Source organism: Enterobacter sp. 342 (genome assembly GCF_036663495.1).
Taxonomy (GTDB): domain Bacteria; phylum Pseudomonadota; class Gammaproteobacteria; order Enterobacterales; family Enterobacteriaceae; genus Enterobacter.
The window spans coordinates 1-12,393 of the sequence record NZ_JAWUEI010000004.1; the positions used below are offsets into that span (position 1 = coordinate 1).

A 12,393-nucleotide genomic window follows, 5' to 3' on the forward strand; every position below is an offset into this window, starting at 1 on the left:
TGGTCAGGATCGGCTGTCGAACGGCTCCAATGCCACAACGCCTGTTGAAGCTGGCTGAGTCTCGATGGTAATCAGGATGAATTTTGATCACGATAAAATGAAAAAATATCAAGTGGTGCAATAACTTGTCGTAGCGCAATAAATATTGAGATTTTAAGCGTAATTATCTTTTCTTTTAATTTTTTGTGATAAAACGTTGAGTTATTGAGGAAGGCGTCAATTATTCTGGCGCCACGTTTTACACAGCATGTATTTCATTACGGTTAAGTATTTGCCTAAGGTGAAGTGAAACGCCGTAAATAGCATTGCTGTTTTATAACGCGCTATTTTCTCATTATGTAAGCCGACCGGTTTGCCACATTTGTGGTAGGGAAGGGGGTGATAATCCCCCGCAGCCCCCGCTGCTGTGATGCTGACGACCCCGTAATGACCACTGATCGTGAGATTGGGAAGGACGGGCGAGGAGGACGCTAAGCCAGAAGACCTGCCTGTCGGGAACGTTCAACAACTTCGGTGGGAAGTGGGTTGTACTGATGCATCATACAGTCGAAAGACTGGGGTTACGTGTATCTATACCTCCCGACCACCCTGGACAGGATCAGGGCCATGGCGGCAAAGCAGTACGCGTTTGTTCTTGCAGGTACCGGAAGCGGTTGTGGTAAAACCACGGTGACGCTAGGCCTGTTGAGTCTGTTAAAACAGCGTGGGTTACGCGTCCAGCCATATAAAGTGGGCCCTGACTACCTTGATACCGGCTGGCATACCAAAGTCAGCGGTACGTCCTCCCGCAACCTCGACAGCTTCATGCTCCCTGAACCGATACTCAACGCGCTGTTCTGCGAGCATATGCAGCAGGCGGATATCGCAGTGATTGAAGGTGTGATGGGGCTGTATGACGGCTACGGTACGGATCCGAATTATTGCAGCACCGCCGCGATGGCAAAACAGTTGGGCTGCCCGGTGATTCTGCTGGTGGATGGCAAGGCGGTCTCGACTTCAATTGCCGCGACGGTAATGGGCTTTCAGCGATTTGATCCCACCCTCAATATTGCCGGGGTGATTGTCAATCGCGTCAACAGCGAATCACATTATCAGTTGCTCAAAACGGCAATTGAACACTACTGCACGGTACCTGTCCTGGGTTATGTGCCGCGCGTTGAAGGCGTCGGTTTGCCCGAGCGCCATCTGGGACTGGTCACCGCCCGGGAGTCGGTCGCGGACCTGCAGACCTGGCAGAATTTTGCCGCCATTCTCGAACGTACGCTGGACATCGGACAACTTCTCTCGCTCAGCCAGATGGTGTCACTGCCGCAGGGCTCCTGGTCTGCGCTTCCTGATGGGGACGCCGGGCGCGGGTTGACGCTCGCGATGGCTGATGACGAGGCCTTCAACTTCTATTATGCGGATAACATCACGCTACTCGAACGTACCGGGATCGACATTATCCGCTTCAGCCCGCTGCGCGACACCCATTTACCTGACTGCCAGATGGTCTGGCTCGGGGGCGGTTACCCGGAGCTGTACGCGGCACGGCTTGCGGAAAACACCACGATGCTTGCCAGCCTGCGGGAGGCGCACCGGCGAGGCGTGGCGATCTACGCCGAGTGTGGTGGGCTGATGTATCTCGGCAGCACGCTGGAAGATAGCGAGGGGGTCACCCACCGGATGGCCAATGTTATCCCTGGCCACAGCAGGATGGGTAAACGGCTGACCCGTTTTGGCTATTGTGAGGCGCAGGCGCGCCAGTCCACGCTGCTGGCCGATAGCGGAGAGGTGCTGCGTGGGCATGAATTTCACTATTCCGACTTCTCTCCCCAAACCCCCGCGGTACTGGCGTGTCGCAAAGTACGCGATGGCGTAACGATGCAGGAGTGGGCGGGCGGCTGGCAGGTTGGCAACACGTTCGCAAGCTATCTGCACCTCCACTTTGCCCAATGCCCCATGATGCTCAACCGCTGGCTGACGGCGGCGAGGGGGGCGCTATGACTCTGCTGGCCTGGTGCGTCGCGTGGCTGCTCGATGTCATCATCGGCGACCCGCAAAACTGGCCGCATCCGGTGCGCTGGATAGGCAACCTGATCAATGCGATGCAGCGGAGTATTCGCCGCTGCTGTCATAGCGACACGGCGCTACGCATTGGTGGCGGTGTCATGTGGCTGGTAGTGGTGGGGCTGACCTGGGGCATGGCCTGGGGCGTACTGGCACTCGGACGGATGGTTCATCCCTGGCTGGGCTGGGCGATTGAAGTGTGGATGATGTTTACCGTGCTGGCCGGGCGCTGTCTGGCAAACGCTGCACGGGACGTTGAACGTCCTCTGCGAGCGGGCGACCTTGATGAAAGCCGCGAAAAACTCTCCTGGATAGTGGGACGCGATACGTCTCAACTTCAGCCGGAACAGATCAACCGGGCGGTGGTGGAGACTGTCGCGGAGAACACGGTCGATGGCGTTATCGCCCCACTGTTTTTCCTCATGCTGGGCGGTGCGCCTCTGGCGATGGCCTATAAGGCAGTGAATACCCTCGATTCAATGGTGGGCTACAAGCACGAAAAATACCGTGCGATCGGCATGGTCAGCGCCCGTATGGATGACCTGGCGAACTATATCCCCGCTCGTCTGAGCTGGTTTCTGTTGAGCATCGCGGCGTGGCTATGCCGTGACGATTTCTCCCGCGCGCTGCGCCTCGGCTGGCGCGACCGCTACAACCACAGCAGTCCCAACTGCGCGTGGGCAGAAGCGACGGTCGCTGGCGCGCTGGGCATCCGGCTTGGCGGACCCAATGACTATTTTGGTCAGCGCGTAGAAAAGCCGTGGATTGGCGATGCGCTGCGCCCGATTGCGGTAGACGACATTTCCCGAACGATTCGACTGATGTGGGTTTCCTCCACCCTGGCGCTGGCGCTGTTTATCGCAGCACGCTGGTTGATGGTTGGCGTGGCCTGAGGACAAGAGACAATGCAATACATCCAGCAACCCCAGGCGATTGAAGCCAAAAGTTTCGACATCATTGGCGAGATCATTCGCGAAACGCGGCCGGAATACCGGTTTGCCAGCCCACTGCATGAGGCGATCGTCAAGCGGGTGATCCACACCACCGCAGATTTTGACTGGCTGGATATTCTCTGGTTTTCAGATGATGCACTGGAACAGCTTTGCGCGGCGCTCCGTCGCCCGTCAGTTATCTATACCGATACCACGATGGCGCTCTCCGGGATCAACAAAACGCTGCTGGCGACATTCGGGGGTGAATGTCGCTGCTATATCAGCGACCCGCGGGTGGTGGCGCAGGCAAAAGCACAGGGAATAACCCGCTCGATGGCGGCGGTGGATATCGCAGTGACGGAAGAGAGCGAGAAGGTCTTCGTCTTTGGTAACGCGCCAACGGCGCTGTTTCGCCTGCTTGAGCATGATGTTGCTGTCAGCGGCGTGGTGGGTGTTCCGGTGGGTTTTGTGGGGGCGACGGAATCGAAAGAGGCGCTGACGCACAGCAATTTACCCGCGATTGCGGCTCTTGGGCGCAAAGGTGGCAGCAATGTGGCGGCGGCGATTGTGAACGCCATGCTCTATTACCTGCAGGGGGCGCGATGAGCGATTCAACCTTCGATGCCCCGGTATGGCATAACGGGAAGGCGTTACGTAAAGGCTACACCACCGGTTCCTGCGCAACCGCGGCAGCGAAAGTCGCCGCATTGATGGTGCTGCGCCAGCATCTTATTCATCAGATCTCCATTGTGACCCCCTCCGGTGTCACGCTATGTCTGAACGTGGAGTCGCCGCACATTGAAGGTCAGCAGGCGATTGCGGCCATCCGCAAAGACGGGGGTGATGATGTCGATGCCACGCACGGCATGCTGATTTTCGCCCGAGTGACGCTCAACGATAGCGGCGAGATTACGCTTTCGGGTGGCGAAGGGGTGGGGACCGTCACGCGCAAAGGAATTGGCCTGCCCATCGGCAGTGCGGCGATCAACCGCACGCCACGTCACACCATTGAATCCGCAGTGCGCGAGGCGATTGGCCCGACGCGTGGGGCTGACGTTGAAATCTTTGCGCCTGAAGGCGAAGCGCGGGCGCAGAAAACCTACAACTCACGCCTCGGGATCCTGGGCGGGATTTCGATTATCGGCACCACCGGCATTGTCACGCCGATGTCAGAAGAGAGCTGGAAACGCTCGCTCTCTCTGGAGCTGGAAATTAAACGCGCGGCGGGGCTGGAGCGGGTCGTGCTGGTGCCGGGCAATCATGGTGAGCGATTTGTGCGCGAGCAGATGGGCATTGATGAAGATGTCGTGGTCACCATGAGCAACTTTGTCGGCTACATGATCGAAGAGGCAGTGCGGCTGGGGTTTCGCCAGATAGTGCTGGTCGGCCATTCCGGCAAACTCATCAAAATTGCCGCCGGGATTTTTCACACCCACAGCCATATCGCCGACGCGCGCATGGAAACGCTGGTGGCACATCTGGCGCTGCTCGGCGCACCGCTGGAGTTACTGACCCTCGTCAGCGATTGCGATACCACCGAGGCGGCGATGGAGCATATCGAAACCTGGGGTTTTCAGGCTATTTACAACCACCTCGCCAAACGTATCTGCCTGCGCGTGATGCAGATGTTGCGCTTTACCAAAACTCCGCCGACCTGTGACGCCATTCTGTTTTCCTTTGATAACCAGGTGCTGGGTAGCAACCGCCCGGTCGAGGCGATTGCCCGGGAGCTGCAATGTTAACGGTTGTGGGAATGGGACCTGCGGGATTGCATCTGATGACGCCCGCTGCGCGTGAAGCCATTGAACATGCCGATGCGCTGGTCGGCGGAAAACGTCATCTGCTGCAGTTCCCGGCGTTTTGCGGCGAGACATTCGTCCTGGGCGCTAACATTCCGGAGCTGCTGACCTGGATTGAGGCGCGTCACGCGAAAAAGGTGGTGATTGTCGCCTCCGGCGATCCGCTGTTTTACGGCATCGGAACGCGAATGGTGGCGCATTTCGGTATTGCGCACGTGCACATTATTCCCGGCATTAGCGCGGTGCAGTACCTGTGTGCGCAGGCGGGCATTGATATGAATGAGATGTGGCTGACCAGTAGCCATGGTCGCAGCGTGAATGTTGATGAGCTGGCACGGCATCGCAAAGTGGCGATGGTCACCGATAACCAGTGCGGGCCGAAAGAGATTGCCGCGCAGCTGGTGGCACGTGGTAAGGGCCATCGCTGGATGGTCATTGGTGAAAACCTGGCGATGGAAAACGAACGGATCCACTGGCTGCCGGTCAGTGAGGTCAGTGCCGACTATGAAATGAATGCAGTGGTGATCCTCGATGAAAGATGAACTGTTTTTGCGCGGCGAAACGGTGCCGATGACCAAAGAGGCGGTACGCGCCCTGGCCATCTCGAAGCTTGCGCTGCATCGCGCCAGCCACCTGATTGATGTCGGCGCGGGGACCGGGAGTGTGTCGATAGAGGCGGCGCTGCAGTTTCCCTCGCTGCGAGTGACGGCCATTGAACGTAACCCTGCGGCTCTGCAACTGCTTGCGGAAAATCGCCAGCATTTTACCTGTCACAATATCGCTATTTTGCCGGGCGTTGCGCCATTACCGGTGGCAGATAAGGCCGATGCCGTATTTATGGGCGGCAGCGGTGGCCATCTGACATCGCTTATTGACTGGTCCATGCGCCAGTTACATCCGGGCGGACGTCTGGTCATGACGTTTATCCTGATGGAAAACCTCACAACCGCGCTGGCCCATCTGCAGCAGATCGGCGCGCAGGACATTGATTGCCTGCAAATGCAGGTCTCCGCACTGGCGCCGCTTGGCAGCGGCCACTATTTCAAACCGAACAATCCCGTTTTTGTTATCGCCTGTCAGAAGGAAGAACACCATGTCTGAGACGTTTGATTCCCGTTGCGTGTGGTTTGTCGGTGCTGGTCCCGGCGATCGAGAGCTCATTACGCTCAAGGGATACCGGTTGCTGCAGCAGGCGCAGGTGGTCATCTATGCCGGTTCGCTTATCAATACCGAACTGTTGGCATATTGCCCGCAGGGGGCCGAATGCCACGACAGCGCGGAACTCCATTTAGAACAGATCATTGGCCTGATGGCGGCGGGCGTGAAGGCCGGAAAAACGGTGGTACGTTTACAGACCGGTGATGTCTCGCTCTACGGCTCCGTCCGGGAACAGGGTGAAGAGTTGACCAAACTCGGCATTGCCTGGCAGGTGGTACCTGGCGTCAGCGCCTTCCTCGGTGCTGCGGCGGAGCTTGGGGTGGAATACACCGTGCCTGAAGTCTCACAGAGCCTGATTATTACCCGTCTCGAAGGCCGTACGCCGGTGCCCGAGCGTGAACAGCTGGAGTCATTCGCCAGCCATCAGACCTCAATGGCGATTTATCTTTCGGTCCAGCGTATTCATCGGGTGGCGGAACGTCTGATTGAAGGCGGTTATCCAGACACCACGCCCGTTGCCGTCATTTATAAAGCGACCTGGCCGGAAAGCCACACCGTACGCGGCACGCTGGCAGATATCGCCGACAAAGTACGCGAGGCGGGGATCCGGAAAACGGCGCTCATTCTGGTCGGGAAGTTCCTGGGCGAGGAGTATCACTACTCAAAACTCTATGCCGCGGATTTTAGCCATGAATACCGTAAAGCCTGAGGCTATTGCGCTGTTTTGCCTGACCCCGGGCGGCGTGCGGCTGGCGAAGCGCCTGGCGGCAATGCTGCCGGTAACCTGTTTTACCAGCGAGCGTTTGCAGGAAGAGGGTTTTGTTCCCTTCGACGGCGGCTTTGCCCCGGCGGTTCGCGAGGCGTTCACGCACTACCCGTCGCTGATTTTTATCGGCGCAACCGGAATTGTGGTGCGCGTCCTGGCACCACTCATCCACGACAAACTGAGCGACCCGGCGGTGGTGGTCATCGATGAACGTGGGCAGCACGTGATTAGCCTGCTTTCCGGCCATGCTGGCGGGGCGAATGCACTGACCCGCTATCTGGCGGGAATACTGGGGGCTGACCCGGTGATTACCACCGCCACGGACGTCAACGAGATGGCCGCGCTGGATACCCTGGCCATCCAACTGAACGCCCGAATGAGCGATTTCCGAACGGCAGTAAAAATCGTCAACCAGATGCTGGTGAGCCACCAGCGGGTAGGGCTGTGGTGGGATACGGAACTCGATGACGACGTCAGTCAGTGTGATCGGCGCGGGTTTATCACCGTGAGTGACCTGCAGCACCTCCCGGAACTGGATGCGCTGGTGTGTATTACGCTGCGAAACACACTGCCGGAACTGCCATTGCCACACTGGAAGCTGGTCCCTCAGCGGGTCGTGGCGGGTATCGGCTGTCGACGCGACACACCGTTTCCGCTGCTGGCAACCCTGCTGGCGCGTCAGTTCGAGGCGCAACGGCTCGACCCGCTGGCCCTAAAAGCGATTGGCAGCGTCTCCCTTAAAAAAGACGAAGCGGGCCTGCTCCAGCTTGCCGCCTGCTGCGGTGTGCCGTTTGAAACCTTTACCGCTGACGCGCTGCGTGAGCACGAACATCGCTTTCCGGCCTCACCGTTTGTACGCCAGACGGTAGGCGTGGGAAGCGTCTCGGGTCCGGCAGCGTGGCTGCTGAGCCATGGGCAACTACGAGGAGAAACCCTGCGCGAACAGGGCGTCACTATCACTTTGGGAGTTTCACACTGATGTTAACCGTAATTGGAATCGGCCCTGGCTCGCAGGCCATGATGACCATGGAAGCTGTAGACGCGCTGCAGGCGGCAGAAATCATCGTTGGCTACAAAACCTATACCCATCTGGTGAAGGCCTTCACCGGCGACAAACAGGTGATCAAAACCGGTATGTGCAAAGAGATTGAACGCTGTCAGGCGGCGATCGAGCTGGCGCAGGCCGGGCATAACGTCGCGCTTATCAGCAGCGGCGACGCCGGTATTTATGGGATGGCGGGGCTGGTGCTGGAGTTGGTCAGCAAACAGAAACTGGACGTTGAGGTTCGCCTGATCCCCGGAATGACAGCCAGTATCGCCGCCGCATCTCTGCTTGGCGCACCGCTGATGCACGATTTTTGCCACATCAGCTTAAGCGATCTGCTGACGCCGTGGCCGGTCATCGAAAAACGTATTGTCGCCGCGGGAGAGGCGGACTTTGTCATCTGTTTCTATAACCCGCGCAGCAGGGGTCGCGAGGGCCATCTGGCGCGGGCGTTTGAGTTGCTGTCCGCCAGCAAAAGCCCGCAAACGCCGGTAGGGGTAGTGAAGTCTGCCGGGCGTAAAAAGCAGGAGAAGTGGTTAACCACGCTGGGCGACATGGACTTTGAACCGGTCGATATGACAAGCCTGGTGATCGTCGGAAATAAAGCCACCTTCGTTCAGGAGGGGCTGATGATCACACCCCGGGGTTACGTGCTGTGAACTATGGCGACGTGCTGGTCATGGGCGGCACCAGCGATGCCCGCGCGATCTGCCAGCAACTGGATGCGGCGGGCGTGGCCTACACCCTGTCGGTGGCGACGCCCACCGGGCAGCGGCTGGCGGGCGACATTAACGGTCGGGTGCGCTGTGGCCGCCTGGAGACGCAGCAGATGGTTGACTGGCTGGCGGAAAACAGAACCCGCTGGGTGATTGACGCTTCGCATCCCTACGCTGAGGTGGTCAGCCGCAACATTCTGACGGCCTGTGAAACGGTGGGGGTATTGCTTAGCCGCTATCAACGCCCCGAACAACTCTGCGATCTGACGCATCCATTGCTTTACAGCGTGCCGGGAATTGAAGAGGCCTGCGACATCGCGCGGCGGTTTGGCGAACGCGTGCTGTTGACCACTGGCAGTAAAGACCTGGCACGCTGGCGCGCAGGTCTGCCGGAGAAAACGCTATTGGCCCGGGTTTTGCCGGTGCCCGAGGTCATTGAGCAATGCGCCGGACTTGGCTTTGGCGTCACCGAGATCTTCGCTATGTGCGGGCCCTTCAGCGCTGAATTTAACGCGGCGTTTTATCGCCAGTGCCGGGCTGACGTGATGATAACCAAAGCCTCCGGCGCAGAGGGTGGCTATCAGGAGAAGGTTCAACCCTGTCTGGATGCGGGCATCCCCTGCATCGTGATTACACGCCCGGCACCGCTGGTGACGGGAGAGGAATTACTGGAAAGTCAGGCCGCATTCGCCGGGCGTTTAGCGCGCTGGCTGGCCGCTGATTAAGGAGTTAGAGATGAAAAAGGCGCTTCTGGTGGTCAGCTTTGGTACCAGCTACCACGATACCTGCGAGAAGAACATTGTGGCGTGCGAGCGCGCGCTGGCGGAAAGCTGCCCTGACCGCGAGCTGTTTCGGGCATTCACCTCCGGGATGATCATTCGCAAGCTCAAACAGCGTGATGGCATTGAGATCGACACGCCGCTGCAGGCACTGAAAAAGCTTGCGGCTCAGGGATATCAGGATGTGGCGATTCAGTCTCTGCACATCATCAACGGCGATGAGTACGAGAAAATCGTCCATGAAGTGCAGAGCCTGCGCCCGCTGTTTACCCGCCTGACGCTGGGGGCACCGCTACTGAGCAGCCACGACGATTACGCGCAGCTGATGCGCGCATTGCAACAGCAGATGCCGACGCTTGGGGCCACGGAAAAAGTGGTGTTTATGGGCCACGGTGCCAGCCATCACGCCTTTGCGGCCTATGCCTGCCTCGACCACATGATGATGGCCCAGGGCTTCCCGGCCCGCGTCGGCGCGGTGGAGAGCTATCCAGAAGTCGACATCCTGATTGAGAGCCTCTGTAAACAAGGCGTCACCGCCGTGCATCTGATGCCGCTGATGCTGGTGGCGGGCGATCACGCCATTAACGATATGGCCTCTGATGACGAGGACTCCTGGAAGACGCTGTTTAACGCTGCCGGGATCCCGGCAACGCCGTGGCTGAGCGGACTGGGTGAAAACCCGGCGGTACGCGCGATGTTCGTCGCCCATTTACAGCAGGCGCTGAGTGTGGCGCTGGAGGAGGCGGCATGAGTGGCAAACTGTACGCCCTGAGTACCGGGCCGGGCGCGTCGGACCTTATCACCGTGCGTGCCTCACGGATCCTCGGTTCGCTGGATATTCTCTACGCCCCGGCGGGCCGCAAAGGTGGCGATAGCCTGGCGCTTTCTATCGTCCGAACGTTTATTGGTGAACAGACCGAAATCCGCTGCTGCCACTTTCCCATGAGCGCCGACAGTGCTGAAAAGGAGGCGGTGTGGGATGAGGTGGCCGACGCGTTAGTGCGTGAAGTGAACGACGGGAAACAGGTTGGTTTTATCACCCTGGGTGATGCCATGCTGTTCAGCACGTGGGTGTTCTTACTTCAGCGCATCGGCAGCCCGGACTGGCTGGAGATTGTGCCCGGCGTGACATCGTTTGCCGCGATTGCCGCGCGTTCAAAAATGCCGCTGGCGATGGAACAGCAATCGCTGGCGGTGATTTCCTGTACCGCGCCGGAAGCGGAGATTGCGCACGCGCTGCAGCAACACGACAGTCTGGTGCTGATGAAGGTCTATGGCCGGTTTGCGCGCATCAAAGCGCTACTGACGCAGGCCGGACTACTGAACTGTGCACTGATGATGTCAGAGGCCACGCTCCCTGGCGAGCAGTGCTGGCGGCATCTGGATGAGGTTGCTGATGACCAGCCGTTACCCTATTTCTCGACCATTCTGGTCAACAAACAGTGGGAGTATGCGCAATGAAACTCGAACAACAGCTTAAACAGCTGTCATTAAGTGGCCTGGCGGCGGCGCTATTGCTGATGGTGGTGCCGGAGCAGGCGTTCGCGATGCACATCATGGAAGGGTTTTTACCGCCGTTGTGGGCGCTGTCGTGGTGGCTGCTCTTCTTACCGTGTCTGTGGTACGGGCTGGTACGCCTGCGTCGTATCGTGCAGGAGGATAACCACCAGAAAGTCCTGCTGGCGCTGTGCGGGGCGTTTATTTTCGTACTGTCGGCACTGAAGATCCCATCGGTAACCGGCAGTTGCTCGCATCCGACCGGTGTTGGGCTCGCCGTTATTCTGTTCGGGCCCGGTGTCGTCGCTATCCTCGGCGCCATCGTGCTGCTGTTTCAGGCGCTGCTACTGGCGCACGGCGGTTTAACCACGCTTGGCGCGAACGGCATGTCGATGGCGGTGATTGGACCGGTTGTCGGGTACATGGTGTGGAAGATGGCCTGCCGTGCCGGGCTTCGTCGTGATGTCGGGGTCTTTTTGTGCGCCATGCTGGCGGATCTGGTGACCTATTTTGTTACCTCGGTCCAGCTTGGTGCGGCGTTCCCGGACCCGGCAACGGGTGCCGCGGGCTCGATGGTGAAATTCATGGGCATTTTCTGCCTGACGCAAATCCCCATCGCCGTTGCGGAGGGATTGTTAACCGTAATGATTTATGACCAGTTGACCAAACGTCGGCTGATTACCGCGCAAGGATACTGAGATGAAAAAGACACTGATGCTGTTAGCGATGGTGCTCGCCCTGATCGTAATGCCATTTTTTATCGATCACGGTGGCGAATTTGGGGGCTCGGATGGTGAAGCCGAAAATCAAATCCAGGTTGTGGCGCCTCATTACACGCCATGGTTCACGCCGCTCTATGAACCCGCCAGCGGTGAAATTGAAAGTCTGCTGTTTACGCTCCAGGGATCCATTGGCGCAGCGGTGATTTTCTATATTTTGGGTTACACCAAAGGCAGACAGCGCCGTGATGACCGGGCTTGACAGGCTGAGCTACCAGAGCCGTTGGGCTCAGGTTGCCCCGGAACGCAAGTTTCTGCTCTGGCTGGTGCTGATGACTCTGGCGTTTGCGCTGCCGCCGCTGGGGCAGGGGATCGTACTGGCGCTGACGGCGGGATTGACCTGCTGGCTGCTGCGTATGACCTTCTGGCGCTGGTGTCGCTGGATGTCGCTGCCGTTTGGCTTTCTGCTGGTTGGGGTGCTGACGATCCTCTTTAGCGTCACCCGTGACCCGCATACGCTGGCGGTGAGCGTTCCGGTGGGGCACTACTGGCTGGGGATAACCGCTTCCGGGCTGACCGCCGCGAATGAAACCTTCTGGCGCAGTCTTACCGCGCTGGCAGCAACCTTCTGGCTGGTGCTGAACTTGCCGTTTCCGCAGCTGATTGTGCTGCTTAAGCGGGCGCGTGTGCCGCGCCTGCTTACCGAGCAGATTCTGCTGACCTGGCGCTTTATTTTTATTCTGCTGGACGAAGCGCTGGCGATTCATCGCGCGCAGACGTTGCGTTTTGGCTATCGTAGCCTGCCAAAAAGTTATCGCTCGCTGGCGATGCTGGTCGGTTTGCTGTTTACCCGGGTGCTGATTCGCTATCAGCAGATGGCGACCACGCTGGATATTAAACTCTACCAGGGTGATTTTCCCCTGTAAGGAATCG

At 58.5% G+C, this 12,393-nt stretch carries 15 protein-coding genes and 1 riboswitch; all 15 genes read left to right on the plus strand.

Annotation, left to right across the window (positions count from 1 at the left end):
• Nucleotides 1–331: 331 nt before the first annotated feature.
• Nucleotides 332–506, plus strand: a riboswitch (cobalamin riboswitch).
• A 100-nt stretch (nucleotides 507–606) separates the two neighbouring features.
• Genes V6E55_RS04335 through V6E55_RS04405 form a run of 15 tightly spaced genes read left to right on the plus strand, consistent with a single transcriptional unit; the run spans nucleotide 607 to nucleotide 12,386 of the window.
• Nucleotides 607–1,986 (plus strand): cobyrinate a,c-diamide synthase, encoded by a 1,380-nt coding sequence (locus V6E55_RS04335; RefSeq protein WP_316942251.1) that lies wholly within the window; start codon nucleotides 607–609, stop codon nucleotides 1,984–1,986.
• A complete protein-coding gene (cbiB, locus tag V6E55_RS04340) occupies nucleotides 1,983–2,942 on the plus strand; it encodes an adenosylcobinamide-phosphate synthase CbiB (RefSeq protein WP_316942252.1) in 960 nt (319 codons plus the stop codon). Before V6E55_RS04335 ends, cbiB begins: the two co-directional genes overlap by 4 nt.
• 12 nt (nucleotides 2,943–2,954) lie before the next feature.
• The gene (locus V6E55_RS04345; RefSeq protein ID WP_316942253.1) at nucleotides 2,955–3,587 is read left to right on the plus strand and encodes a cobalt-precorrin-8 methylmutase; all 633 of its coding nucleotides are present in this window, start codon (nucleotides 2,955–2,957) and stop codon (nucleotides 3,585–3,587) included.
• On the plus strand, nucleotides 3,584–4,723 hold the full coding sequence (cbiD, locus tag V6E55_RS04350) for a cobalt-precorrin-5B (C(1))-methyltransferase CbiD (RefSeq protein ID WP_316942254.1): 1,140 nt from the start codon (nucleotides 3,584–3,586) through the stop codon (nucleotides 4,721–4,723). Before V6E55_RS04345 ends, cbiD begins: the two co-directional genes overlap by 4 nt.
• Complete coding sequence (locus V6E55_RS04355; RefSeq protein WP_316942255.1) at nucleotides 4,717–5,322, plus strand: cobalt-precorrin-7 (C(5))-methyltransferase; 606 nt, start codon at nucleotides 4,717–4,719, stop codon at nucleotides 5,320–5,322. The genes cbiD and V6E55_RS04355 overlap by 7 nt, the downstream gene beginning before the upstream one ends.
• Nucleotides 5,312–5,881 carry a decarboxylating cobalt-precorrin-6B (C(15))-methyltransferase gene (locus V6E55_RS04360; RefSeq protein ID WP_114978311.1) on the plus strand — a complete coding sequence of 190 codons (570 nt, stop codon included), beginning with the start codon at nucleotides 5,312–5,314 and terminating at the stop codon, nucleotides 5,879–5,881. The genes V6E55_RS04355 and V6E55_RS04360 overlap by 11 nt, the downstream gene beginning before the upstream one ends.
• A complete protein-coding gene (locus V6E55_RS04365) occupies nucleotides 5,874–6,647 on the plus strand; it encodes a cobalt-precorrin-4 methyltransferase (RefSeq protein ID WP_114978310.1) in 774 nt (257 codons plus the stop codon). Before V6E55_RS04360 ends, V6E55_RS04365 begins: the two co-directional genes overlap by 8 nt.
• Nucleotides 6,628–7,683 (plus strand): cobalt-precorrin 5A hydrolase, encoded by a 1,056-nt coding sequence (gene cbiG, locus V6E55_RS04370; RefSeq protein WP_316942256.1) that lies wholly within the window; start codon nucleotides 6,628–6,630, stop codon nucleotides 7,681–7,683. The genes V6E55_RS04365 and cbiG overlap by 20 nt, the downstream gene beginning before the upstream one ends.
• Nucleotides 7,683–8,408: a precorrin-3B C(17)-methyltransferase gene (locus V6E55_RS04375; RefSeq protein ID WP_028019172.1), complete on the plus strand. Its 726-nt coding sequence runs from the start codon at nucleotides 7,683–7,685 to the stop codon at nucleotides 8,406–8,408. Before cbiG ends, V6E55_RS04375 begins: the two co-directional genes overlap by 1 nt.
• Nucleotides 8,405–9,190 (plus strand): cobalt-precorrin-6A reductase, encoded by a 786-nt coding sequence (locus V6E55_RS04380; RefSeq protein WP_316942257.1) that lies wholly within the window; start codon nucleotides 8,405–8,407, stop codon nucleotides 9,188–9,190. The genes V6E55_RS04375 and V6E55_RS04380 overlap by 4 nt, the downstream gene beginning before the upstream one ends.
• Before the next feature lie 10 nt (nucleotides 9,191–9,200).
• Nucleotides 9,201–9,995: a sirohydrochlorin cobaltochelatase gene (gene cbiK / locus V6E55_RS04385; protein WP_316942258.1), complete on the plus strand. Its 795-nt coding sequence runs from the start codon at nucleotides 9,201–9,203 to the stop codon at nucleotides 9,993–9,995.
• A complete protein-coding gene (locus tag V6E55_RS04390; RefSeq protein ID WP_129996161.1) occupies nucleotides 9,992–10,705 on the plus strand; it encodes a cobalt-factor II C(20)-methyltransferase in 714 nt (237 codons plus the stop codon). Before cbiK ends, V6E55_RS04390 begins: the two co-directional genes overlap by 4 nt.
• On the plus strand, nucleotides 10,702–11,439 hold the full coding sequence (cbiM, locus tag V6E55_RS04395) for a cobalt ECF transporter S component CbiM (RefSeq protein WP_316942259.1): 738 nt from the start codon (nucleotides 10,702–10,704) through the stop codon (nucleotides 11,437–11,439). Before V6E55_RS04390 ends, cbiM begins: the two co-directional genes overlap by 4 nt.
• A 1-nt stretch (nucleotide 11,440) precedes the next feature.
• A complete protein-coding gene (locus V6E55_RS04400) occupies nucleotides 11,441–11,722 on the plus strand; it encodes an energy-coupling factor ABC transporter substrate-binding protein (RefSeq protein ID WP_028019167.1) in 282 nt (93 codons plus the stop codon).
• On the plus strand, nucleotides 11,709–12,386 hold the full coding sequence (locus tag V6E55_RS04405) for an energy-coupling factor ABC transporter transmembrane protein (RefSeq protein ID WP_316942338.1): 678 nt from the start codon (nucleotides 11,709–11,711) through the stop codon (nucleotides 12,384–12,386). The genes V6E55_RS04400 and V6E55_RS04405 overlap by 14 nt, the downstream gene beginning before the upstream one ends.
• Nucleotides 12,387–12,393 lie beyond the last annotated feature (7 nt).